Genomic DNA, 25911 nt, shown 5'->3' with positions numbered 1-25911 from the left:
TCTTCAATTTTTCCCACAAAAATAGCGATTTGCCTTATTTCACACAATTCTTGTAACAAGAAAGCGAGCTCCCATACAAAAAAAGCGGTGCCTTGACAGAAGACACCGCTAAAAAGACTATTTTATCCGTTCATCAATTGAAGAACTTGATGCCAATAAAGTAGGTACGAGGCTGAGTGGGACCGTAGAAATACTTCGAATCACGCTTTCCTCCCTTGTCCAAATCTTTCTGGAACGCATTGAAGATATTCTGTACCCCTCCGTTCAACTGCAACTTCAGATGGTCGTTCAACACAAACGTATAATTCAACTTCAGATTGAAGTCCATGAAATCGGGTGTGTGCTCCAAGCGGTCCTTTTCAATATACCCTGCAAAGTGAGGCACAATCATCCGGCCTGTATAGACGCCCGAAAGAGAGAAATCAAAATTCTTACAGGGTGCGGAACTGAAGGTGAAATATCCGTAATAGTCCGGTGTGCGCGGCATACGCTTGATGGCTGCCACATCTTCATCCTCACTCCATCTCACGGCTTCTGTATAGCGGCTGCGCTGTACGGTGAAACCCAACTGCAACTGGGCTTCTTTGCCATGCGCAATCTTATAGTCAATATTGGCTCCATACACCCGGGCACCGTTTCCATTCCGGCGTTCCTGCACGGAAGTACCTGAAACAGGATCTGTCCCTATACTTTCCAAATAGAACACATCATTCAAAGCCGTGTAAAACCCTTCTATAAGCAGGTTCGACTGGAAATGTCCAAAATTGGCTGTCCAGTCAATCGATCCGCTGAAGCTGTTGGAATGTTCAGGCTTCAGGCCTTTGGCCAACCGGACTTCCATCGCTTCACCTCCCACGGCTGCCACGTGCAAATCTTCATCGTAAGCCTGAGGAGCACGGAAACCTGTCGACCAAGTCAAACGTCCCTGAAGCTTGTCGGAAGGTTTCCAAAGCGCATTGACGCGCGGACTGAAAATCACCTTGTCTACCAAATTATGCTTGTCCAACCGGAATCCGGCCAGAATCGTGAAATAGTCCAGTTTCCATTCATTCTGCACAAATCCACTGGCAATCTTCACATTCTGCCGCAGGTCACGCTGATAGCCCGTCATCACATCGTGCAAGGAATTATACTGATATTCCACTCCTCCCGTAAAAGTAGCTGGAGAGAACAGACAGTTATCCATATTGCCCACATACATGGCTCCTCCCACGGCAGTCAAGTCCTTAGTTTTTCCGTATGCATTCAAAGCCTCCTCTGCCCCATAATAACTGTTGCGGTCGATATGCTGAGCCGAAGCATAGATAGAAAGTTTATGCTTGTATTCGTTGAAAAACACATCGTACGTCAAACCTCCACTGTTGATGATGTGTTTGGTCTGCTCCGTGATGTCCGTTTCGTGCGGCTGCAAATCGAACTTATTACCGCCACGACGGAACTCGTTCGTCGTGTGATATTCCAGACTGATGCGGCTGAACTGAGTAGGACGATAATAAGCCCGCAACCCGAAAGTATTCATATTAAGTTTTCCCAATTCAGAGAACCCGTCTCCATCCGCATCATACGGATTACGGTTACGGTAGGACTGATACAATGCAATACCGTACGAGTTATCGGATGAAACGAGTGAGGCATTGGCTCCCATATATTGCTCCCATACCTTTCCGTTCAGGTTCGACATCGTAGAAGCCACCTGAAACGAATTGCGTACCGGGTCTTTGGTAATGATGTTGATGGTACCTCCCACGGCATTAGCCCCGAACAAGGCAGAACCTCCGCCACGTACCACTTCCACCCGCTCAATCATGTTGGTCGGTATCTGTTCCAGTCCATACACCCCCGACAACGCGCTCATCACCGGACGGCTGTTAATCAGAATCTGTGAATAAGGTCCCTCCAGCCCATTGATACGGACCTGAGGGAAACCGCAATTCTGACAGTTGTTTTCCACCCGCAAGCCCGACTGATAGCTCAATGATTTAGCCAGATTGGTCGAGTTGACAATCTCAAACAGTTTATTGTTCATCACATTGACTACCACCGGAGCCACTTTCCGGCTGGTTTCATTCCGGTTGGCCGAAACCACCACCTCATCCGTCATAATGGATTCCTCTTCCATGACAAAATGCATGTCGACCACGAAATCCTTGCTGACCGTTACCTTCTTTATCTGCGTGGCATAACCCATTATCTGCACCTTCACGGAATATTCTCCTTCCGGAACTTTCTTGAAACGGAAATAACCTTCTCCGTCTGTCACGGTACCTTCACCGGTTTCCACTACCAACACGGCCGCATAAGGCAAACCTGCCTCCGAACCCTTTTCAATCACATGCCCCACAATGGCATTGCCCTCTTTGACGGGACCTTCTGCGTAAGCATACGCATAGCTGACGAGAGTGCATACCACTCCCATCCACAAATTGATATATTTTTTCATTAATTGCTCCTAAAATATTCATACTAAGTTCTTCAAATCTCCAATAGAACTATCGTATGGGAGGAGCACGGAGATAAATTCCTGCCGCATAAGAAGACACGACAGGAGAGATTTCCAGTTTTTCCACCAATGAATAAAGCACATACAGATTCGGAAGTTCCAAGTCTGTCTGCCCTGCTTCCAAAGAGTGAAAACTGGAAAGAAAATGAAGGGCCAGTGTCTGGCCGTCGTTATGAGAATGGGATTTGGTAAAGGGATGCGAGTGTACAAGCATCACCCCGTTCACCACATGTACATGGGCAAACAAGGCCGTAGCAGCATAATAAGAGGCAAACAAAGTTGCCAGACAAAATGCCCATACCCGGAGATGCTTACGAAAACCTCTACACATTTCCCTTTTCTTTCTAGTCTCTATAATTATTTATTATTTCCAAACAAAAGCTTGTAATCACGCTGTGCCGCCGGAACGGTCCACTCTTCCGGAATGAACTTCCACTGGTTCAGCGGCTTCGGATCCAGCACCTTGACTTCCTCAATCCGTTTCATCAAGTAATAGCGCAAATCCTTGTCGGTAGAGAAAATAATGCGCTGGGAAAGTTCTGCCTTGGGAATACCTGCACCTTTAGTCAGCAAATCACCTCCTCCGTTTCCACGATAAGAATTGACTGCCACCTTGTATTGTTTATCCAATTCAAAGGGTTTTCCGTCGGCCAGACGTTCAATGGTAATTCTTTCGCCACGGGGCTTGGTCACATCCACCGTATAAATAATGCCTGCCGCAGAATCAAAGTTGAAGCTGGGGTTGCGGAAACGTCCGAAGCCATTGTCTTTCTCGTTCAACAGCAACAAATGGTCATCGGCCGATTTCATCTGGTTCACCCAAAGGTCGTACGACATTTCTAGAAAATTCTTCACCTCTTTTCCAGAAAGCAGCATAGTATAAAGCATATTTTCAAACTTGTACAAGTTGAACATATCGCTCACACAAATGTCACCTTCCTTGATTTCCGCATAAGCCGACAGCGGGGCACAGAAAGAAATATCGGCCCCGGTAATATCCAATTGTAACTGATGAATCAGGTCGATAAAGGCAGAAGGACCAAAGAAGGCCTCCTTCGAAGAAATGGTATGTTCCATCCGTCCGATTTTCCGCGAAACAAAATTCAAGGTAGTCTCATACTGCTTCTGGAATGTATTCATGAAATCCGAGTCTACGGCATAGTCATCCATATTGACCAGCTTACCTTCCACCTGCTTGGAGACCACTTTCCCATCCTGTTTTTTCACGGTGAAAGTGACTTCTGAAACCACCTTTGCCGTATTGGCGGGGTCTATCAGCAGCACAGAATCGCCTTTCACATTGGCCACTCTTTCATTCCAACGCGTATGGTCGTGTCCCATAAATATCACATCGAATCCCGGCACGTTTTTAGCCACTTCAGCCGATTCGTTTTCAATGGCATTGTCCAAGCGGTTTCCTTCCGGTCCCGCATGAAACAAACCAATCAAGATGTCCGGATGTTCCTTTTCCTGGATTTCTTTCACCCATTTCTCTGCACAAGCGGTCATACTTTCAAACCGCAGTCCGCTCCACAATTGCTCAGGCAGCCAAGAGGGTATGGCCGGAGTAATCATACCGAGAATAGCAATCTTCACCCCGTCCCGTTCCATCACCTCGTATGGTTTCAGGTACGGACGTCCCGTCTTGACATCGATAATGTTGGCTCCCAACACCGGAAACTCACACTGTCTCACCCAACGGTCGTACACCGCATGTCCGGTTTCCACATCGTGATTACCCATGTTGCCCACATCGTAGCGCATATAGTTCAACATGGCGGCACACACATGCACCGAGGTCGTATCCATATAATTATAGTAATAAGCCACCGGCTGTCCCTGAAGGATGTCTCCATTGTCCATCAAAATAACATTCTGCCCATACTTCTCCCGCTGCTCCTTCACATACGAAGATACACGGGCCAGACTGCCCTTCATCTGCTTATTCTGGATAAAATTATAAGGGAAATAACAACCATGTACATCACTGGTTTCCATAAACTTGAGTGTCACAGTCTGACTGTCGGCTGCACACAACTGCAAGTGACTCATGCCCCACAAAGTAATCAGGCTAATAATAAAATAGATTGGTCTAGTCTTCATTTTATCTGACATTGGTCATAACAGCTGCAAAGATACGAGAACTTCCCGATATTCCACCAGAATACTTCCTAAAATACTAAAAAACGAAAGGCTGTTCCACACTACGATTTTCCCATTTTTTCACTACTTTTGCAACCAATATAACTCAACCACATTTTACATGGAAGATTTCAGCCGGATGATTGCCGCCGAACTTAAACTGCCGGAACATCGTATCGCCCACACACTCAAGCTGCTCCAGGGAGGAGCTACCATTCCATTTATCAGCCGCTACCGGAAAGAAGCTACCGGAGGGTTGGATGAAGTACAGATAGGAGACATTCAAACAAGATATGAAAAGCTGTGTGAACTGTCCAAGCGAAAAGAGACCGTACTTTCCACCATTGAGGAACAAGGGAAACTGACGCCGGAATTGAAAGCACGCATCACCGCCTGCTGGAACGCTACCGAACTGGAGGACATTTACCTTCCCTTCAAGCCTAAACGGAAAACCAGGGCAGAGGCCGCACGTGCCAAAGGGCTGGAGCCGCTGGCCCTGCTGCTGATGATGCAGAAAGAAAACAACCTCGGAACCAAAGTACGTGCTTTTGTGAAAGGCGACGTGAAAGATGAGGAAGACGCCCTGAAAGGGGCCCGCGACATCCTGGCCGAACAAGTCAGTGAAGACGAGCGCTCGCGCCACCTGATGCGCAACCAGTTCCAGCGACAGGCGATTATCCAAGCCAAAGTGGTGAAAGGAAAAGAATCGGAAGAAGCCTCCGCCAAATACCGTGACTATTTTGATTTCAGTGAACCGCTCAAAAGATGCTCTTCCCATCGCCTGCTGGCGCTCCGCCGCGGAGAAGCAGAAGGCGTGTTGAAGGTATCCATCTTCCCGGAAGACGAAGAAAGCTGCCACGACCGACTGCAAAGGCTGTTCGTACGGACGAACAATGAATGTGCCCGTCAAGTGGAGGAAGCGGTATCCGATGCCTATAAACGGCTGCTGAAACCTGCCATCGAGACTGAATTTGCAGCCCTCAGCAAGGAAAAAGCCGACGAAGAGGCCATTCGTGTATTTGCAGAAAATCTCCGTCAGTTGCTGCTGGCTCCTCCGTTGGGACAAAAACGGGTCATGGGCATCGACCCCGGATTCCGTACCGGCTGCAAAGTGGTCTGTCTGGATGCCCAAGGTACACTTCTGCACAACGAAGCCATTTATCCCCACCCTCCCAAATCGGAATATGCACAGGCTGCACGCAAGCTCGTGAAGCTGGTGGAACAATATAAAATTGAAGCCATCGCCATTGGAAACGGTACGGCCAGCCGCGAAACGGAACAGTTTGTCACCAGTCAGCGCTACGACCGGGAAGTACAGGTATTCGTGGTCAGTGAAGACGGAGCTTCCATTTATTCGGCGTCGAAAACAGCCCGCGAAGAATTTCCGGACTACGATGTCACAGTCCGTGGTGCCGTCTCCATCGGCCGCCGCCTGATGGACCCACTGGCCGAACTGGTCAAGATTGATGCCAAATCCATCGGAGTGGGACAGTACCAGCACGACGTAGACCAGAACAAACTGAAGGCAGCCCTCGACCAGACAGTGGAAAGCTGTGTCAATTTGGTAGGTGTGAATGTCAATACGGCCAGCAAGCACTTGCTGACGTATGTGTCCGGCTTAGGCCCGACACTGGCACAGAACATCGTAGACTACCGCACGGCAAACGGCCCGTTCGAATCCCGCAAGCAACTGCTCAAGGTTCCGAGAATGGGAGCAAAGGCCTACGAACAGTGCGCCGGATTCCTCCGCATTCCACAGGCTCCCAACCCACTGGACAATTCGGCGGTACATCCAGAAAGCTACCCCATCGTGGAACAAATGGCAAAGGATTTGCATTGCAGTGTGAACGACCTGATGAAGAACAAGGAGCTGCGCAGCAAAATTGACTTGAAGAAATACATCACCGATACCGTGGGCCTCCCTACCCTGACAGATATTCTTCAGGAACTGGACAAGCCCGGCCGGGACCCACGCCAGAAAATCCAGGTATTTGAATTCGACAAAAATGTACGTACGCTGGACGACTTGCAGGAAGGCATGGAACTGCCCGGCATCGTGACCAACATCACCAACTTCGGTTGTTTCGTCGATATCGGTATCAAGGAAAACGGACTGGTACATGTTTCCCAACTGGCCGACCGCTTTGTCAGCGACCCGACCGAAGTGGTTCGCATCCACCAGCATGTACGGGTAAAAGTGCTGAGCATCGACCGTGAACGGAAACGTATCCAGCTCACCATGAAAGGATTAAACAAATAAGTACACAACAACATGAAACAAGATAAAAAAGAACTGTGCGGCTGGTTCATCTTCCGTCAAGGCCAGCAGCTTCTGGTCGTAAAGGAAGGTGACCAATTTCACATTCCTTATGCCACCGAACCTCCGATAAGAGTCACTGCCGATACGACGATACATGCCATCGGAGAAATCCAGGGACACCCGGCCAAGGCGTACGCCCTCTCTCCCGACGCACTGAACGGAAAGGAAGATTCCTTTATTCCGACCGACTTGCGGGCATCTTACGACATCCTCCCGCTGGAAGAATACCAGTGTGCCGGAAAGGCTTCCCAAATACTGACCTGGGACAAGCAAAGCCGTTTCTGTCCGGCCTGCGGTACGCCCACGGAACAGACAGGCCCCATCACCAAACGCTGTCCTCACTGCGGACTGGAAATCTATCCGCGCATCTCTCCGGCTGTCATCGTACTGATTAAGAAAGGAGACAGCATATTGCTGGTTCACGCCCGTAATTTCCGGGGTACATTCAAAGGACTGGTGGCCGGCTTTCTGGAACCAGGCGAAACACTGGAAGAGTGTGTACGCCGCGAAGTGATGGAAGAAACAGGCATCCGCATCAAGAACCTGACCTATTTCGGCAGCCAGCCCTGGCCTTACCCCAGCGGCATCATGGTAGGCTATTATGCGGAATATGAGAGCGGCACCATCAAGCTGCAAGATGAAGAATTAAGCGCAGGCGACTTTTACAGCCGCGACCACCTGCCCGAAATACCCAAGAAACTGAGCATTGCCCGAAAACTGATTGATGCATGGTTAAACAACGAAATATGAAAAAATACATCCTTTACCTTACTCAATTCTTAGGAAAAACAGTCCGCCGTATCCTCAAGGCGGGAAAACAAGCCATCCAATGGTATGCACGTACTTTCCGTAAATTGCCGTGGTATGGACGTACCGGCATGGCCATCCTGACAGGTATCTGTTCGCTGATTGTACTGCTGATTATGATTGACCTCAATTTCCTGTGGCTGTTCGGCAAATCACCCAGCATGTTCAACATCAAGGAACCGATACAGCACATTGCGTCGGAAATCTACAGTGCCGACGGGAAGCTGATTGGAAAATTCTATTCAGAGAACCGTACACCGGTGGAATACAAGGATATCTCTCCCATTCTGGTCAAAACACTGGTCTATACAGAAGACGAGCGTTTCTACAAGCATTTCGGCATCGACTTCGAAGGAGTCTTCGCAGCCGCAAAAGACTATATTGCCCACGGGGAAGCGCGAGGTGCCAGCACCATCACCCAGCAGCTGGTGAAAAACCTGTTTAAAGTCCGCTCGCAGTATTCCACAGGTCTGCTGGGCTATATCCCCGGTGTAAAACTGCTGATTATGAAAGCCAAGGAATGGGTCACTGCCGTCAAAATCGAGATGCTGTACAGCAAGGAAGACATCCTGACCATGTATTTCAATACCGTAGACTTCGGCAGCAACGCCTTCGGTATCAAAACGGCCTGCCATACCTATTTTAATACCACGCCCGACAAAATCACCGTGGAGCAGGCAGCGACCCTGATTGGGCTGCTGAAAGCCACTACCTACTACAACCCCCGTATCAATCCGAAAAACAGTCTTTCGCGACGGAATGTGGTGTTGGGCAAACTGTACGAACACCATTTCCTGAACAAACACCAGCTCGATTCTATCCGGCAGCTGCCCACAATCTTGAAATTCCGGCAAGAAAGCTACAACACCGGCCTGGCTCTCTACTTCCGCGAAGCTGTAGCTAACGAACTGAAAAGCTGGTGCAAGGAGAATGACATCGACTTATATGGAGACGGACTGAAAATCTATACCACCATCGACAGCCGGATGCAACGCTATGCGGAAGAGGCCGTCGACCGGCAGATGCGGGAAGTACAGAAAAAATTTGATGCACACTGGGGTACACAAGCTCCCTGGCGAGACCGAAGTGGAGAAGAGATTCCTCACTTTATCGAAGATTTGGCTGAAAAAACGCCGGCCTACCAGTATCTGTCGCACAAATACGGCAGTCAGACCGACTCCATTGCCTATTACCTGAACCTGCCTCACCGCTGTAAAGTGTTCGACTACCAACTGGGACAAAAGGATACGACCTTCAGCACCATGGACTCCATCCGCTACATGGAACGCTTCATGCACTGCGGTTTCGTGGCCATCGCCCCGCATACCGGAGAAGTGAAAGCCTGGGTAGGCGACATCAACTTCCAGTCGTGGAAATACGACAAGGTACTGTCCAAACGTCAGCCAGGGTCTACTTTCAAACTGTTTGTCTATACAGAGGCCATGAACCAGGGACTTTCTCCCTGCGATTTACGGGTAGACGAGAATATTCCCTGGGAAGTGGAAGAAAACGGAGAGAAAAAACTCTGGATGCCGCACAATGCCAACGGAGGTGCCACCCTCGACACCATGTCCCTGAAAATGGCATTCGCCCAGTCTGTCAACACCATCGCCGCCAATGTGGCGCATGAAGTCGGCATCTCCAATATAGCCCGCACCGCCCGCAACATGGGTATCCGTACCCCACTGGAAGAAACTCCGGCCCTGAGTCTGGGCGCTTCCGATGTGTCCTTGCTGGAACTCGTTTCGGCCTACGGTACGGTAGTCAACGATGGAGAAGCCATCTGCCCGATACTCATCACGCGGGTGGAAGACAAAGACGGACACGTCATTTACGAAGAAGAACCGGAAAAGACACAAGCCATCCCCTACGCCAGTGCTTACCTCATGCAACAGATGCTGAGAGGGGGACTGACCTGTCCGGGAGGTACCTCACAGGCCCTCTGGCGTTTCCGCATCTTTGACAAAGGGACGGAATTCGGCGGGAAGACCGGTACTTCGTCGAACCACTCCGATGCCTGGTTCGTAGGCGTCAGTCCCAACCTGGTGGGAGGTGCCTGGGTAGGTGGAGAATACCGCAGCATCCATTTCCGCACGGGAGAACTGGGACAGGGCAGCCGCACGGCACTTCCGGTGTTCGGCTACTTCATGGAAAAAGTGCTGGCCGACCCCAAGCTGGCTCCGCTTTATGTGGCAAAGTTCCCGCAACCTAAGGAAAAACTGGACCGCTCATGGGACTGCAACGACTATTTCCCGCATTACAGCGACAGCGATTCCATCTACATGGCACTGGGTGACTCCCTGCGGTTCGAAACGGAAGAAGTCTTGACAACAAGTGAATAACATGCTAATAATCAGAAATTTACAACTCAGCCCAAAACGCAAGTGCGTTTAATCGAAAACGCTTCGACGTTTTACCTGAAACGCACTTACGTTTGCCTTGAAACGCAAGTACATTTTTCACAAGACGTACTTGCGTTTTTTAACGACCTACAAAACAGCCTTTAAGTATGCAAAAATCCACCCCTTATTCTTTCTTTTTTATTTTTTTTCTTACCTTTGCGGTGCATCCTTTCAAGGGGATGTCTGTAACAACAGAAACACTTTAAACAAAAAATATTAGAGATTATGATGACTATTGACAAATTCAACTTTGCCGGTAAAAAGGCAATCGTTCGTGTGGACTTCAATGTACCTTTGAACGAAGAAGGTAAAATTACTGACGATACTCGTATCCGTGGTGCACTGCCTACTTTGAAGAAAATCTTGGCAGACGGTGGCGCTTTGATTATCATGTCACACATGGGTAAACCCAAAGGCAAAGTAAACGCTAAATATTCTTTGAGCCAGATTGTAGACGCTGTAGCTGCCGCACTGGGTACTCCGGTGAAATTTGCTCCGGACTGCGCAAAAGCTCAAGACGCTGCTGCTGCGCTGAAACCGGGTGAAGTGCTGTTGCTGGAAAACCTGCGTTTCTATCCTGAAGAAGAAGGAAAACCTGTAGGTATCGAAAAAGAAGATCCTGCATACGAAGATGCAAAGAAAGAAATGAAAGCCCGTCAGAAAGAATTCGCCAAGACTTTGGCTTCTTACGCTGACTGCTACGTAATGGATGCATTCGGTACTGCTCACCGTAAACACGCTTCTACAGCTGTTATCGCTGACTACTTCGATGCAGACCACAAGATGCTGGGTTACCTGATGGAAAAAGAAGTAAAAGCTGTTGACAACGTATTGAAAGACATCAAACGTCCGTTCACTGCCATCATGGGTGGTTCTAAAGTATCTACTAAAATCGGTATCATCGAAAACCTGATGGATAAGGTAGACAACCTGATTCTCTGCGGTGGTATGGCATTCACTTTCGCTAAAGCTCAGGGTGGTCATATCGGTAACTCATTGGTAGAAGATGACAAACTGGATTTGGCTTTGGACATCATCGCAAAAGCTAAAGCAAAAGGTGTAAACTTGGTTTTGGGTTGCGACTGCATCGCTGCCGACAAGTTCGCTAACGACGCCAACACTCAGGTTTGCGACGACAAGAACATTCCTGACGGATGGATGGGTCTGGATGCAGGTCCTAAGACTCGCGAAGAATTCAAACAGGCAATCAAGGGTGCTAAGACTATCCTGTGGAACGGTCCTGCCGGTGTATTCGAATTCGACAACTTCGCAGGTGGCTCTAAAGCAATCGCTGAAGCTATCGCTGAAGCAACTAAAGAAGGTGCCTTCTCACTGATTGGTGGTGGTGACTCTGTAGCTTGCATCAACAAGTTCGGTATGGCCGACCAGGTTTCTTATATCTCAACTGGTGGTGGTGCTTTGCTGGAAGCTATCGAAGGTAAAGTTCTTCCGGGTATCGCTGCAATCCGCGGTGACAAATAAAGATTGTTTTTCTAAACAATATATTTAAAGGCATGGCTCGTACGGCCATGCCTTTTTTATTTTCTCCTATGAAAGCCTCTGTATTATTTTGATAAGAAATTGTTTTTTGCGAAATTTGCGGACACTCAAGAAAAATATGATGCATAAATATTTATATATCATCTGTCTGCTTCTATCTGTCACCTTCACGCAGATGAAAGCGCAAATTTTCCAATACATAGGTATAGAGGACGGGCTCAGCAGCCGGAGAGTTCTCTCGCTTCAGCAAGGAGAACACGATTATATATGGATTCTTACGCACAAAGGTATAGACCGTTACAACGGCAAACAGTTTACTCACTATCCACTCATAAAGAACGGAGTGGCTGTCAGCTGTTTCCCCAACCTGAACACACTTAAAACAGACAAAGAACAGAAACTGTGGGAGATTGGTAAAGACGGACTGGTCTTTACGCTGGACGAAGCCCGGGACTCCTTCCAGCTGGTATTCGACCTGCACAAACAGTTCCCTGAAACACAGGGTCTCCCCGTCACATGTACATACATGGACGAGGAAAAGAACATCTGGTTCTGCACGGAAAGCGGTCAATACATCTATAATGGTCACCATAAGGGAGCCGAAAAAATAAGCCAAAAGATTCCGGGAAAAATAACCTGCATCACGCAAGCGCACGGCAACAAATATTTCATTTCCAACGAACAGCATCTTTATTCTGCCACCTTGCATAACGGCAATCTGGAAAACATCCAGAAAATAAATATAGCCCCCATTCATATCATTGACTATATTTACTATCACAAACCGACAAGGAAACTTATCATCAATGCCTTGCTCGACAAACTTTTTATTTATACAGCTACCACCGGTGAACTGACGGACTTGGGTGACCACCTGAAAGACATCGGCGTAAATACCATTATCCCCAACCGGAAAAATTCGGAAGAGGTGTTCATCGCTACCGATGGAGACGGTGTCTATAAACTCAACCTCACCCACAAACAGCTCTCTCATTTCTTGCAAGAGGACAATGAGAGTCTGAACAAAATGAACGGAAGCATCATCAAGGATTTATACATGGACCGTACCAACCGGATATGGAACGTGATTTATCCTATCGGCATTACCATCTACTCGGAAAGATATCCTCAATACCAATGGTACAAGCATGCTCCCAATAATCCGAATACCCTGCCAAACGATTGCATCAATGGAATCATGGAAGATTCGGAAGGAGACATCTGGTATGCCACCTGTAACGGGGTCAGCTGCTTCAATCCCCGCGAGAAAAAATGGATAAATTATTGTACGACCGAAAAACTGCCGAACTATGAGAATCATATTTTCTTGTCGGTATGCGAAATCAAGCCGGGAATCATCTTGGCCGGAGGTTATATGTCGGGAATCTTCCGCATTGAAAAGAAGACAGGGAAAGTCACTTTCCACCAGCAAGGTAAATCACAGATAAGAGAAACTCCCGACAAATACATTCGTGGAATCATGGTAGACAAGGAGGGGGTCATCTGGAGCGGAGGATTTTACAGCCTGAAAGGATTCAACACCCAAACGTTTGAAAAACAAGAATACAGTTCTTCCTACCCCATCACCTTCCTGCTGGAAAGGGATTCGAATTCATTATGGGTAGGCACGATTCATGGCTTGTATGTGTTCGACAAAGAGAAAAAACAACTCTCTCCGTATAAAGGAAAGGAGGAAATTGGCTGTGTGAATGCCATATACAATACGTCCGATTTACGAAAGACGTATATCGCCACATACGGAAACGGTCTGTTCATCATTGACAACCGGACACAGGAAATCACCCACTGCCGGGCTAATAACAGTGGGCTGCAGACCAACAACATCTACAGTATTGTACCCGACAGAGATGGGAATCTGTTCCTTGGCACAGAGAATGGACTGTCCTTCTATAACCGGAAAGACCATACGTTTACCAACTGGACCCGGGAGCAAGGGCTACAGGCTGCCAATTTCAATTCGACAGCCGGATTGCATACACGCGACGGGCATCTTATCTTCGGCAGCAACGAAGGCGTGATTATCTTGTCCGACAGTCTGGAACTACCCTCGAGTTTCTCCAGTCACATGGTGTTCTCCAACCTGCAAATCATGTACCATCCGGTGCATCCGATGGACCCCCACTCACCCCTGACAAAAATATTGGATGAAACCAATTTTATCCAGCTGAAATACAATCAGAACACGTTCTCCATGGAGGTGTCTTCCATTAACTTCGACAATCCGTCGAGTATCCTCTACAGCTGGAAACTGGAAGGGTTCTATGACCAATGGACTCCTCCAACCAGCAATGGTACCATACGCTATACCAACCTCTCGCCGGGAAACTATACCCTGAAGGTGCGTTCCATCCTGCTCGACAACCAGCAGGTACTGGAAGAAAGAGAGATTGAAATTCTGGTAGAACGCCCGTTTTGGCTGACGTTCTGGGCTTTCCTGTTCTATGCCCTGCTGATTATCGGAGCCGCTTATGCTTTTCTGCGCTACCAGATTATCAAACGGGAACGAAAGACATCGGAAGAGAAAATCAACTTCTTTACCCATGCCGCCCATGATATACGTACACCGCTGACCATGATCAAGGCCCCTTTGGGTGAAATCATGGAGAAAGAGAAACTAAGCGAAAACGGACAGAAAAATATCAGACTAGCCATGGAAAGTACGGAGAACCTGGCAGAACTGGCCAACAACCTGATTAATTTCCAAAAGGAAGAGTTGTATTCCTCACAGACCATTGTCACGGAGCATGAACTGAACCACTACTTGAGCACGTACTTACACCAGTTTGAAAGTTTTGCCCAACAAAAAGACATCCAGCTATCCTACGAAAGCACATTCCCTACGCTACAGGTTTGGATTGACGTCAGCAAGATGGACTCCATCCTGCGCAACCTGTTGTCGAATGCCCTGAAATATACCCCACAGGGAGGTAAGGTGTCCATGAAGGCGGATGCCAACAAAAACACGTGGATGCTGACCATCTCGGACACCGGCATCGGCATGAACAAAGAAGAGCAGAAAAAACTGTTCAAGTACCTGTTCCGAGGACATAATGCCACCAACCAGACCAATACCGGTTGTGGCATTGGTATGCTGCTGACTTATCGGCTGATTGAGAACCACGAAGGAAAAATCACCTTCAACAGCACAGAGAATGTTGGCACCTGTTTCCAGCTGAGTTTCCCGATTCGGAGCAAAAATTACCAATACAAAAAAGTACATCCTGACACGGAAAAACAAGTACTTCCCGTCAAGCCTTCCCAAGCAGCGGGAAGTGGCGTAATCTCCCAATTTGAGGTATCTTCCACACAGAACGATGAACACAGGCCGTTGATTCTGGTGGTGGAAGACAATACTCCTCTGCGCTCTTTCATCCAGCAAAGTCTGTCGGATACTTATCAGACAGAGGGGGTAGAAAACGGTAAAGAAGCCATCGACTTCATACAGAAAAGACAACCCGACCTGATTCTTTCGGACATTATGATGCCCGTCATGGACGGAAGGGAAATGTGCCAGCGGCTGAAAGGAAACATGGAAACCAGCCATATTCCTATCATCCTGCTCACCGCACTGGGAGACAAGGAGCATATATTGGAAGGACTGGAAACCAAGGCCGACCAGTATCTGGTGAAACCCTTTGATGTACATATCCTGAAAGCCACCATCCACACGCTGGTTGAAAACCGGAAAATGATTCGCAACCGCTTCCGCTCGGCCGCCACAGCCTTACCGGAAGAAGCCGGTACACCCATTGAACTACCTACCAGTCTGGACAATGAGTTCATCCAGAAAGTAACCGAGCTGGTCAAAGAAGGACTGGGCAAGAATTTCAATGTGGACACATTGTGCGCTTCCGTCAATATGAGCCGTACCAGCTTTTACAATAAAATCAAGGCACTGACAGGCATCGCTCCGGCAGAATTCATCCGGAACATCCGGATGCAGGAAGCGGCACTGATGCTGAAAAGCCAGCGCTATACCGTAGCGGAAGTATCCGACAAGATGGGCTTTGCCGACCCTAAATACTTTACCGACACCTTCAAGAAGTTTTACGGAGTACCTCCCAGCATATACATGAAGAAAAACTAAAAAAGACAGACAATATGAATTTTTATGTAAGATCATTTCTCATCTTCTTCCGTATCGGCGTCTTCACCATCGGTGGAGGGTATGCCATGGTCCCATTGATTGAAGCCGACTTGGTGGACAAACGGAAATGGATCAGCAAAGAAGACTTTCTAGACTTAATGGCTCTGGCACAAACGGTACCGGGTATCTTTGCCGTCAATATAGCCATCTTCATCGGCTACAAACTAAAAGGATTCTGGGGAGCTTTCTGGATGGCATTGGGCACCATTCTGCCTTCCTTTCTCATCATCCTGGCCATCGCCCTCTTCTTCCGGCAATTCCAACATGTGGAAGCCGTGGAACGTGTATTCAAAGGAATCCGTCCGGCAGTGGTAGCCCTGATTGCCGCTCCCACTTTCAAGATGGCCAAATCGGCCCGTATCAACCGATACAACATCTGGATTCCGGTGGTTTCCGCACTGCTGATATGGCTTATCGGCTTCTCCCCCATCTACGTCATTATTCTCAGCGGAGTGGGAGGATATCTTTATGGACGTTACCAAAAGAAATATAATTAACACATAGGAGTAAAACAATATGGCTTTATTATTACTGAAACTATTCTATACCTTTTTCAAGATAGGCTTGTTCGGATTTGGAGGCGGCTACGCCATGATTTCAATGATACAGGGAGAGGTAGTGACACGCTACGGCTGGCTCAGTTCCTCTGACTTCACCGATATCATCGCCATCAGTCAGATGACTCCTGGTCCTATCGGAATCAATTCGGCCACTTATGTGGGCTATACGGCCATGGTCAATGCCGGTTATTCACACAGCATAGGTATCCTGGGCTCGACCGTAGCCACCCTTTCCGTGGTGCTTCCTTCATTTATCCTAATGGTCTTTATCAGCCGTTTCTTTCTGAAATACCAGCGACATCCGGCTGTGGAAAATGTATTCAAAGGCCTTCGTCCGGGAGTAGTCGGACTGCTGGCCGCCGCCGCACTGGTACTGATGAACGGTGAGAACTTCGGAACAGATACCTACCAGATTGTGGTAAGTATCCTGCTCTTCCTCGCGGCCTTCGTCGCTTCACACCGGTATAAGATAAACCCGATTCTACTGATTGTTTGCAGCGGTGTACTAGGATATTTCCTATACTAGCACTTAATCCTCCTCATTCTCCGGCAATATAGACTGGGGAGTGGGGATGGAAAAATCATGGTCGGCAAACAAAGCGGCCAGTCCGGAAATCTGTTTCAATCGGGTCAGTTCATCCCGGTCCATTCCAATGTTCTTCATAATCCATTTATCCGACATGCCGGCCCGTGTCAGCTCTGCCACAATGTGGGTCATCAGTCCAATATCATGAGTTCCTCTTGCCCGGTTGTGGCGAATGGTAGACCCCATGCGATGGGACAAGTCCTTGTCAATTACCACCACCGGCAGCATCCCTTTCTCCCGCTCATAAATACGCTTGGACGTTTTCAACACCAGATAACGGTGAAAACCGTCCACAATGATGTATTTGTCGTTTTCCTTGTCATAATAACACACGCAAGGCATGGTAAACCCATCCTCCCAAATGGACAATTCCAATAACTTCATCTCGGGAGGTGCCACTACGTTCGGGTTATAATCATTGGCACACACCTTCTCTACCGGTACAGCTTTCACGTTGTAGACTGGGCTTTTCTCTTCTCTTATGTCCATATTTTTTTATATTGTTGTAAAATATAATCTTTCATTTTCTTTTCCTCCTTGCTCACAGCAAACCCCATGTATTTGCACGCATAGTCATTGCGGAGGATGCACAGGCACATCCGTTTGTAAGTCGGAATCTCCCGGAATTCCGGAATGTCAATGTCATCGAGGTATTCCATCATCACCGGATGCTTGGTTGTTTTGTAATTACTTTTGCCTCTCACTGTAATCGGAATCTTCATCTCTTCCAGCTTGGCTATGGTTTCATCGCTCAGGCATCCTCCCTTGGTTCTCCAGAACTTGATGCTGGTATGAAGCTTGCACAGATATCCCCTTCGGGTCTCTTCCGGAAGAGTGGAAAGCAGGAATTCCATAAACGACTTCCACGTATGTCCTTCCGGCAGCCTGATACCTCCATGCCCCATAGCTCTTGTTCCACCATACAGCCCCGAAAAATTTACTCCATTCACACGCCCTATCATCTTGCCCCAAGTGTCAGGTTCAATGGCTTTATACAGCCTCAGGCTTTCAATCGCCTCACTGATAAACGGACTGGCCACACGCTGCCGCTCCAAACTGACGCCTGCATAATAATACAAATCATACAGACGGTTATAATCCCACCCGAATTTCCCATTGGCCGTCCAGATGTCTGTGGTCTTCCAATCGTAAATGGGATAAAGATTATACACATCGTTCGCAATCTTGGAGCTCCATTGGTATTTATGGTAAAGTTGCTGCTTCATCCCTCCATAAATCGTACGCCAGCGATTATAACTTTCTTGTGTGCGGATACCTACCAGACAGGCCGTACGTACTGCCTTTTTCTTTTCATGCAACCATGCGGCAAAACGTAACTGGAATTCATAATCCCACATCTTGTCATGAAAAAAAGAAAAATCACTGGCTTTCATCACTCCGTCGGGCATCTCACGAATCCAAATATCCCGCAACCTTTCATCCCACGGACGCCAGTAATGCTGATACATGGACGTACAGGTTCTCACCTTAAAAGGTACACAAATCCGATATACCTCAAGGATATCTTTATTCTGTTCCAGTATTCTTTCTACGAATTCAATGGTATGCACATATTGTACTTCATAATCCATAAAAAAAACTCCCAACTTGATGTGCAGGTTATTTTTACGGATATAGTCTATACACAGATTCAGCAACACACCGCTGTCTTTCCCTCCCGAAAATGATACATAGACATTATCAAACTCCTTAAATAAAACTGACAAGCGTTCCTGAGTCAATTCATACACATTTTTCTTGTTTTCAGTCTTTTTCATTCTTTCTCCTCATTTTAAGATAGGTACTCCACGTACGTTCCACTTCAAACTTCTGAACCGAAAAAAACGATTCATGAACCTTCTGCACCACGGCTTCCAACGTTTTATCCGTATCCTTAAATTCGTCTATCACGGCTTCCAATAACCTCCTAAACACCGATTCATCGTCTTTTTCCACATAATAATTATTGATGACGATTGCCTTTTTCCGCACCTCTACCGGAAAGAAACCTACCACCTTTCCTTGCCGAAATGCCACAAACCAGCTAAATGACTCATTGGTTTTAAACGGATAGTTATGATTATATTTGAGAATTTCCGGATTCATCACCAACGGAGCCACACATTTATACAGTTCCTGAGACGTTCCGGCCATTCTTTTTACCTTCCACATAGATGCCTAGTTTAAAATAAGTTTTAGCAAAAATAGAAAATTCTTCCAGAAAATCTCTCCCGGGGAATTATATATTTTCCAACAAATCCTTAAAGGAAGTATAACAAACAATTTGTCCATTGATTCCTGTGTAAGAAAGCCGATTGGGAGCAAAAACCTCCAACAGGGGGAGTTCCTGTTCCGCCGGAGATGCATCCAGACAGAAATAATGGCGCCGGTTCAACGCATTCTGTGCCCAATGCCGCAGTATCTCATCTGCGGCCCTCAATACGATGCATTTCTCCCCCGACACTTCGGGAGAAAAACCTCCATGCATCAAGTCAAACTTAATATGCGGACGTTCACGAAACAAGGTGTCCATCCGGTTGCTTAATATCAGGTCTTCCGTCACGCTACACTCCAGTCCACTCGAAGAGGAAAGAAGCCACAGACGATCGGCCAGTACAAGGGCCTGCTCAATGTCGTGCGTGGACAAAAGAATGGCTCTGTTTTCTTCTACAGCCAGCCGATGCAGGAGATTCATGATTTCAATCCGGCTCACCACATCCAGAAAGGCCGTCGGCTCATCCAACAAAATCAACGGACATTCCTGTACCAGCGCTTTGGCTATCATCACTTTCTGCCGTTCTCCATCCGAAAGCTCCGCCATGTAACACCGGGCCTTATGCGCAATCTCCACCGCCTGAAGCGCATACTCCACCAGCTGTTTGTCCTTTTTATCCAACCACCCGAAAAATCCCGTATAAGGCTGACGCCCCAAAGCTACCAGTTCATAAACTGTAAGCCCTCCGGCCTGTGTGCGGTCGGTCAATACCACTCCGATGGTTCTCGACAGTTCCCGTTCGGAATACGCCGACAAATCACGCCCTAACAACCTCAAACCACCCGAAAGGGAAGGCTGGGCGGCAGCCAATGTGCGGAGCAAGGTTGATTTCCCAGCCCCGTTGGCTCCTAACAGACAAGTCAATTCTCCACGGAAAAGCTGAAAGTTCAACCCGGCATGCACTTCTGTCCGCTTCTTTCCTACCTGATACCCAATGGTCAGGTTTTCTCCCTCTACTACAATTTCCGATTGCCTCATCAGTTAAAATATTGGATTCGACGTTGGTTTATAATAACATAAATAATGACTGGAGCCCCCAGAATCGGAGTGACCGCATTCAAAGGAATGACTCCCGATTCTCCCGGAAGCACACAAATCAAATTGCACAACAAAGCCAAAGCCCCACCGGAAAGCAAGGTGACCGGCATTAAGGAGTTATGATTGGAAGTTCCCAGCATCAGACGTGCCAAGTGCGGAACGGCCAGCCCGATAAAAGCAACAGGACCACAAAAGGACGTGGTTACGGCAGTCAACAAACCCGTGGCGAGCAACAGCCAATTACGCACCCGACGGATATTTACGCCCAGATTCTCGGCATAACGCGGCCCCAAAAGCAGGGCATTCAACGGCTTAATCAACAAAACCGCCACCACCAGCCCGGCCAAGGTCAGCAGCGAAAAAGCAGGGAGCTGCTCCAAGGAAACACCGCCGAAATTTCCCATCCCCCACACCATATACGATTGCACCCCTTCTGCCGTAGCAAAGAAATTCAACAGTGAAATCAGGGACGAGGTAATATAGCCAATCATGATGCCGGCAATGAGCAACATGATGTTACTTTTAATCAAAGAGGACAAAAACAGAATCAGGAGCAACACCGCCACTGCCCCCAGAAAAGCTCCCAAAATGACAGAAAAAAAACCGGAAAGCGTAAACACGCCCGTCGCAACAGTACCTCCTCCGGCCAGCATCACCAAAGCGACTCCCAGACTGGCTCCTGAACTGATTCCCAAGATGGAGGAATCGGCCAACGGGTTGCTGAACACCGTCTGCAACATCAGCCCGGAAGCCGAGAGTGCCGCCCCACAGAGCAAGGCCGTCACACACTGCGGAAAACGCGACTCCCACACAATGAATGTCCAGCTCGCTTTTTCAGCCTCATCTCCTTTCAATATACGCACCACATCTTCCGCCGGTATATCCACCGAACCGAGAAACAGATTGGCCGCCACCAAAAGTAGAATCAGGAAAGCCAAACCGACAAACACCACGTAATTCTTTTTGTCCGAAACTATCATTCCGCTAATTTACTAAAATATTTCGGTTCATATCCCTCCAGCAATTCCGGATGAAAGATTTTTACCATATCTTTCAACAAGACCTCGGGATGAAAGGGCGATTCTTCGTAAAACGGAATCCGGTAGGTGTTGCATCCGTAAATCCGATGTTCACGAAATGCCCTGAAGCGGGCATACAACGAATAGTCTTTTTGTAACTCCCGATAAGTTTTGTCGTGCGGCTGGTTGTACTTTATCAGCCAGAAATCCGCATTTTCTCCTTTGTCGAACACCGTTTCAAAAGCCATGGGCACCGAACCACTGTTCGGCAATGCAGCAAAGACATACGTTGCCCCGGCATCCGCGTACAAACGTCCCGTCGTGCTCTGCCCGCCGGCAATATACCAGGCGGAACCGTATTTCAAGTCACTCAATACCGTAGGATGAGAGGTAGCCTTGGCAGCCAAAGCTTTCACCGCCAAGTATTCCTTTTCTATCTGTGCAAAAAGAGAATCACCTTTCTGCGCCTGCCCCACCAGCAAGCCATAAAAGCGCAGCCATTCGGCACGGCCCAACGGAGAAGTCTCCATATAGTCCGCACATTCTATCACGGGGACCTCCAGCTTACCTACCCGTCCGTAACCGCCACTGTTCTCAAACGGAGAAAGCAGGATGGCATCCGGACGCAAGTCAATGATTTTCTCGATATCCGGATTCATACTGTTTCCACAGTCCACCACCGTACCCTTCCGGCATCCGTCCTGTATTTCCGGCATCTTGAAATATTCCAGGTTGCAGACACCCTTGATACTCTCTGCGCAGCCCAGCTCTTTCAGCACACTTCCATGTACCACCGAATACACCACCGCCCGCTCCAAAGGCACACGCACGACGGTGCCCTCCGGCAGATTTTCCGGTACCGGCCGCGTCTTATCCGTCAGCAAGTAGGTATGCAGTGTTTTCAGCGTATCCCATGGATTACGGATAGAAACCATTGTATAATCCGGAAACTTCACCACCGACAAGTTTGTGGCATACTTCATTTTCAGGGTATCTCCTCCCTCCTGAACAGAAGAAGCCTTGCCTCCTCCGCCACAGGCAGAGAGAAGCAAGACCATGATTACTATATGGGCAGATAGTAAAATTTGTTTCATAAAAATCAGTCAATGAAAACCATTGTTTTAGGATTCTGGCCACCGCAGTCAAACTTTTCGATAAAGTTTCCATTACGGTCGAAACGGTACATCGTACCGTTTGCACTCGAATAGAATGTCACGCCAATGTAGATATCTCCATTCTTGTCATCCACGCTCATCATATAAATACTTGAAGAAGCCAGCTCTTCCGGAGCATTTTTCAAGAAAGAAGACTGATTGACAGCAGCTGTCTTCACATTATAAGAGAAGAAAGAATTAGTGGTACTTGTGTTAGGCCAGTTCGAATAATCGGTTTCCGAATTTACAAAATAGACCATATCATCGCCTACTGTCATATTGGTAGCCACGCCCAATGAAGTGGATTTATAATTGTCCTTAGGGTCTATCATCTGGACAGAATATCCCTTGTCGGCATAATTTCCCCAAGAAATCAGGAAAATCTTTCCATCTTCTTCCAGCACCTGATTCGGATTGATATCTACCGTCAACGTGGTTTCCAACTTCATGGTAGCCGCATTGATGACGAACAATTCTGTCAGATACTGATAACCCTTATCATTCTTCAAATAGGAATTGGCCACATACAGCTTGCCGTCACATTCCGCAATTCCTTCCAGATTGTTTCCTCCATTAAACGTACCAGCTACGCTCAAAGTATTGGCATCTAGTTTTGTCACCCGTCCACCATATTGTGTCAAATAAATATAGCCATCTTCAGCCGTCATGTAACGAGGATCTCCTTCCGATTCCGGAATCGCATAACGTTCTTTTACCACTCCAGCCGTATTCATCCGGACCAGATATCTTGAGCCCGCAATGATGGCATAGAGATCATTGTTATACTCAATCAATGACTGCCCTGTATCACCCAGCTTGGCCTGATTCTGAGTATAAAAAATATCACTAATAAATTCCGCATCCTTGTCAGGGGCATAAAAAGACAAGGTCGCATTGTTCGCTCCCATGGTTCCCTCATTCAAAATAAATGCCCGATGTGCAGGAAGGCTCACTTTGGAACCGCTGTCATCGAATAACTCCTCATCTTCACTACAAGCCACCAATGACACTCCCAATGCCATCATGCAGCATAAACTGAAAAATAACTTTCTAAATTGCATAACTATTTAAAATTAAAAATGAATAGTAGCTGTCAGTTTCCATGAACGTCCCGGCATCGGATAATACTTTATCACCTCGTATTGCTCATCCATGAAATTAATCAAATCGGCCTGCAATCTCAGCCTGCATTTAGCAAATGAAAATTGCCGGGAAAGCGTCAACGTCTGCTCCACATAACCTTCTATTTCATTTTCCGGAATATTCTGTGAGAAATAATATCTTTTCCCTACTCCAATCAGACTATACCCCAGTTTTATCCAAGGAGTCTCCAGAATCACGGAACCATTACCGTTATGTTCCGGCGTGTAAGGCAACTGGTCTTTGTAGCTCTTGGAAGCCGGATCTGTCAAATCAATGGCTTTCTGCCAGGTATAACTGCCCGACACATAGGCTCTGAATGCTCTCCCTAACGGAATCCCCATCGAAAGAGTGACATCCGCCCCCCACACATGAGCTTTCCCATAATTAGCCATCTTCCATACATAAGTGGAAGGAAAAGCCACAATCTTATCCGTCACCTGATTGAAATACACATCGCCCGTAAACGTCAGGTAATCCCAGATTCCATTCTTTTTCGCCCCCCATGTCACGCCGACGTTATATTCCTTGGCCTTTTCCGGACGAAGGGAACGGTTCCCCAGCCGATAATAATACAAGTCATTGAAGGTCGGCGTACGGAATGTACTTTTATACATCGCACGCAAAAAGAAATCCTGCTCGCTGAAAGGCTTCCAATTCACCGAAAAAGAAGGAGACAGCTTTTTCAAATCCGCCGGTTTTTCCCCACTCTCTACATGCTCATTGAGGTAGGTATTGACCAGGGAAGCATCCATCTGCACGCTCCCCCATTGATAACGGGCATGCAAGGCTGTCAGCGAAGTCAGACGGGTAGGAAACGGACAATCCGGCAAATTACTATCGAGGGTATTCACCGCCAAGTCCTGCGCCAATGACAAGGAAAAGCCTGTGAAGGGCTGATACAAAACGGCTCCCGATGCATAATATTCATGCTGGGTGTAATGGTCGGTAGACACACCTCCTTCATACTGTGCTCCCTTATCCTGGTATTTGTTCCACGCATAATTGTATTTCGCCTGCACCTGCAACGACCACTTCTCGGAAATCTTATCCTGATACTTGGCCTGCACAAACGCATTCTTGTCCCACAAGCGTTCATTCGAAACCGGATTATAGAGAATCACAGCTCCCGGAAGCCCTCGTTCCGACTGGTAATAATAAGCCTTGACACTCAGCTTCTGATTCTCCTGAAAGTCATGAAACAGAATCCATTCCGTGTGCCAGGAATTCACTTCCGAATTGTTTCTTTTTTCTGTCTGCGTATATTTCCCGTTTTTCAACAGGAAAGGATACTGTCCGTCCGACCGTAAATAATCCCCGTCGACCGACAACACCGTCCGTTCACCCAACTGCTGTCCATAGCGAAAATAAGGATTGACCAGCCCGAAAGAGCCTCCCTTTGCCTGAAACAGCAACTGCCATTTCCGGTCTCCCAGAAACTCCGGACGCGAAGTCTCTATGTTCAATACACCAGCCGACGCATACAACCGGGCCGACTGAAGCATGTCTTCATTCTGCCCTACGCTCAACGACAAAGACTGTACATTATCCAATGAAAAGCGACCGATATCTATCTGTCCCGCCTGACAGTTACTGACAGCCACCCCATCGTAGCTGATGGCCGTATGAGCCGCTCCCATGTTACGGACAGAAACCGTTTTCAATCCTCCCGTACCCCCATAATCACGCACATCCGTACCGGCAAAACGACGAACCGCATCAGCCATGTTCTGGATTCCCAAATCATCCATCATGTCTTTTCCCAGACGTTGTACCGGAACTACGGAGGAAATCTTGTTCGTCGACCTCCGCACGCTCACCGTCACATCCGGAATCTGATGCACTTTTCCCGTAATGCTGTCCGAATCGGCCTGCTGTGCAAAAACACTTCCCACGCCTGCAAGGACACACAGACACACGAGTATAAAAAAGCGATACCCGACCCTGAAAGCCGGTTCATTCCATTTTTTCATTTAAACTTTAATTGTAATTCTACATTACGCACGTTCTTGCCATCCTTTCCTCGAGAATGCAAGCATGACTTCGTTTTGCAGGTCTTCTGACTTACTCCCGTTTGTCTTGCCTTCCCATCTTTCATTGAAAGACAGTGGCCTTGTAGTCGGTAGACAAACGTCGAAACGCTGGAGTTCACAGCAGCGGGACTGTTCGGGACTTTCACCCGATTCCCTTTTCATCCGTGATTTCGCCGAACGGAAATCCCAACGGAACAAAACATTGCAAATATACGGTTTTCTTGAAAAACAAAAATAAATTTCTACAAAATTATTATACCAGCCAAT

General features: G+C 47.6%; 18 protein-coding genes and 1 riboswitch. Of the genes, 7 read left to right on the top strand and 11 right to left on the bottom strand.

Features of this window, described 5'->3' with window-relative positions; all coding sequences use genetic code 11:
- Positions 1-133: 133 nt before the first annotated feature.
- Genes BQ7480_RS04235 through BQ7480_RS04225 form a run of 3 tightly spaced genes read right to left on the bottom strand, consistent with a single transcriptional unit; the run spans position 134 to position 4552 of the window.
- Positions 134-2440 carry a TonB-dependent receptor gene (locus BQ7480_RS04235; RefSeq protein ID WP_072541849.1) on the bottom strand — a complete coding sequence of 769 codons (2307 nt, stop codon included), beginning with the start codon at positions 2438-2440 and terminating at the stop codon, positions 134-136.
- A 49-nt stretch (positions 2441-2489) separates the two neighbouring features.
- The gene (locus tag BQ7480_RS04230) at positions 2490-2831 is read right to left on the bottom strand and encodes a hypothetical protein (RefSeq protein WP_022353983.1); all 342 of its coding nucleotides are present in this window, start codon (positions 2829-2831) and stop codon (positions 2490-2492) included.
- A gap of 26 nt (positions 2832-2857) precedes the next feature.
- A complete protein-coding gene (locus BQ7480_RS04225) occupies positions 2858-4552 on the bottom strand; it encodes a bifunctional metallophosphatase/5'-nucleotidase (protein WP_235816720.1) in 1695 nt (564 codons plus the stop codon).
- 211 nt (positions 4553-4763) lie between these two features.
- On the opposite strand from BQ7480_RS04225, the gene BQ7480_RS04220 reads away from it, so the two are divergent.
- The 7 genes from BQ7480_RS04220 to BQ7480_RS04190 all read left to right on the top strand — a co-directional run bounded on the left by BQ7480_RS04220 (position 4764) and on the right by BQ7480_RS04190 (position 16925).
- Positions 4764-6902 (top strand): Tex family protein, encoded by a 2139-nt coding sequence (locus BQ7480_RS04220; protein ID WP_072541847.1) that lies wholly within the window; start codon positions 4764-4766, stop codon positions 6900-6902.
- A 12-nt stretch (positions 6903-6914) separates the two neighbouring features.
- Positions 6915-7712, top strand: coding sequence for an NAD(+) diphosphatase (gene nudC / locus BQ7480_RS04215; protein ID WP_072541846.1), 798 nt, complete (start codon positions 6915-6917; stop codon positions 7710-7712).
- Positions 7709-10111 (top strand): transglycosylase domain-containing protein, encoded by a 2403-nt coding sequence (locus BQ7480_RS04210; RefSeq protein WP_139255708.1) that lies wholly within the window; start codon positions 7709-7711, stop codon positions 10109-10111. The genes nudC and BQ7480_RS04210 overlap by 4 nt, the downstream gene beginning before the upstream one ends.
- 285 nt (positions 10112-10396) lie before the next feature.
- Positions 10397-11653 carry a phosphoglycerate kinase gene (locus BQ7480_RS04205; protein WP_022354201.1) on the top strand — a complete coding sequence of 419 codons (1257 nt, stop codon included), beginning with the start codon at positions 10397-10399 and terminating at the stop codon, positions 11651-11653.
- A 136-nt stretch (positions 11654-11789) separates the two neighbouring features.
- Positions 11790-15779: a hybrid sensor histidine kinase/response regulator transcription factor gene (locus BQ7480_RS04200; RefSeq protein WP_235816633.1), complete on the top strand. Its 3990-nt coding sequence runs from the start codon at positions 11790-11792 to the stop codon at positions 15777-15779.
- 14 nt (positions 15780-15793) lie between these two features.
- On the top strand, positions 15794-16336 hold the full coding sequence (locus BQ7480_RS04195; protein ID WP_072541843.1) for a chromate transporter: 543 nt from the start codon (positions 15794-15796) through the stop codon (positions 16334-16336).
- Positions 16337-16355: 19 nt separating this feature from the next.
- The gene (locus BQ7480_RS04190) at positions 16356-16925 is read left to right on the top strand and encodes a chromate transporter (RefSeq protein ID WP_072541842.1); all 570 of its coding nucleotides are present in this window, start codon (positions 16356-16358) and stop codon (positions 16923-16925) included.
- 3 nt (positions 16926-16928) lie between these two features.
- On the opposite strand, the gene BQ7480_RS04185 is transcribed toward BQ7480_RS04190, so the two are convergent.
- The 8 genes from BQ7480_RS04185 to BQ7480_RS04150 form a co-directional block, all read right to left on the bottom strand.
- Entirely contained in the window at positions 16929-17468 is a 540-nt protein-coding gene (locus tag BQ7480_RS04185) for an IbrB-like domain-containing protein (protein ID WP_161946449.1), read from the bottom strand.
- The gene (locus BQ7480_RS04180; RefSeq protein ID WP_072541840.1) at positions 17465-18763 is read right to left on the bottom strand and encodes a DUF3440 domain-containing protein; all 1299 of its coding nucleotides are present in this window, start codon (positions 18761-18763) and stop codon (positions 17465-17467) included. Before BQ7480_RS04180 ends, BQ7480_RS04185 begins: the two co-directional genes overlap by 4 nt.
- Positions 18750-19157, bottom strand: a complete 408-nt coding sequence (locus BQ7480_RS04175) for a hypothetical protein (RefSeq protein WP_072541839.1) — start codon at positions 19155-19157, stop codon at positions 18750-18752. Before BQ7480_RS04175 ends, BQ7480_RS04180 begins: the two co-directional genes overlap by 14 nt.
- A 67-nt stretch (positions 19158-19224) precedes the next feature.
- Positions 19225-20238, bottom strand: a complete 1014-nt coding sequence (locus tag BQ7480_RS04170; protein ID WP_072541838.1) for an ABC transporter ATP-binding protein — start codon at positions 20236-20238, stop codon at positions 19225-19227.
- On the bottom strand, positions 20238-21278 hold the full coding sequence (locus BQ7480_RS04165) for an iron ABC transporter permease (RefSeq protein ID WP_072541837.1): 1041 nt from the start codon (positions 21276-21278) through the stop codon (positions 20238-20240). The genes BQ7480_RS04170 and BQ7480_RS04165 overlap by 1 nt, the downstream gene beginning before the upstream one ends.
- The gene (locus BQ7480_RS04160; RefSeq protein ID WP_072541836.1) at positions 21275-22411 is read right to left on the bottom strand and encodes an ABC transporter substrate-binding protein; all 1137 of its coding nucleotides are present in this window, start codon (positions 22409-22411) and stop codon (positions 21275-21277) included. The genes BQ7480_RS04165 and BQ7480_RS04160 overlap by 4 nt, the downstream gene beginning before the upstream one ends.
- 5 nt (positions 22412-22416) lie before the next feature.
- On the bottom strand, positions 22417-23532 hold the full coding sequence (locus BQ7480_RS04155) for a YncE family protein (protein WP_072541835.1): 1116 nt from the start codon (positions 23530-23532) through the stop codon (positions 22417-22419).
- A 12-nt stretch (positions 23533-23544) separates the two neighbouring features.
- Positions 23545-25584, bottom strand: a complete 2040-nt coding sequence (locus BQ7480_RS04150) for a TonB-dependent receptor plug domain-containing protein (protein ID WP_083581750.1) — start codon at positions 25582-25584, stop codon at positions 23545-23547.
- A gap of 59 nt (positions 25585-25643) precedes the next feature.
- Positions 25644-25857, bottom strand: a riboswitch (cobalamin riboswitch).
- Between the last annotated feature and the right edge of the window lie 54 nt (positions 25858-25911).

The sequence above is a fragment of the Bacteroides mediterraneensis genome, from assembly GCF_900128455.1.
Taxonomy (GTDB): domain Bacteria; phylum Bacteroidota; class Bacteroidia; order Bacteroidales; family Bacteroidaceae; genus Phocaeicola; species Phocaeicola mediterraneensis.
Note: the sequence above shows the minus strand (reverse complement) of the source record. Positions and strands in the feature narration are given on the sequence as shown.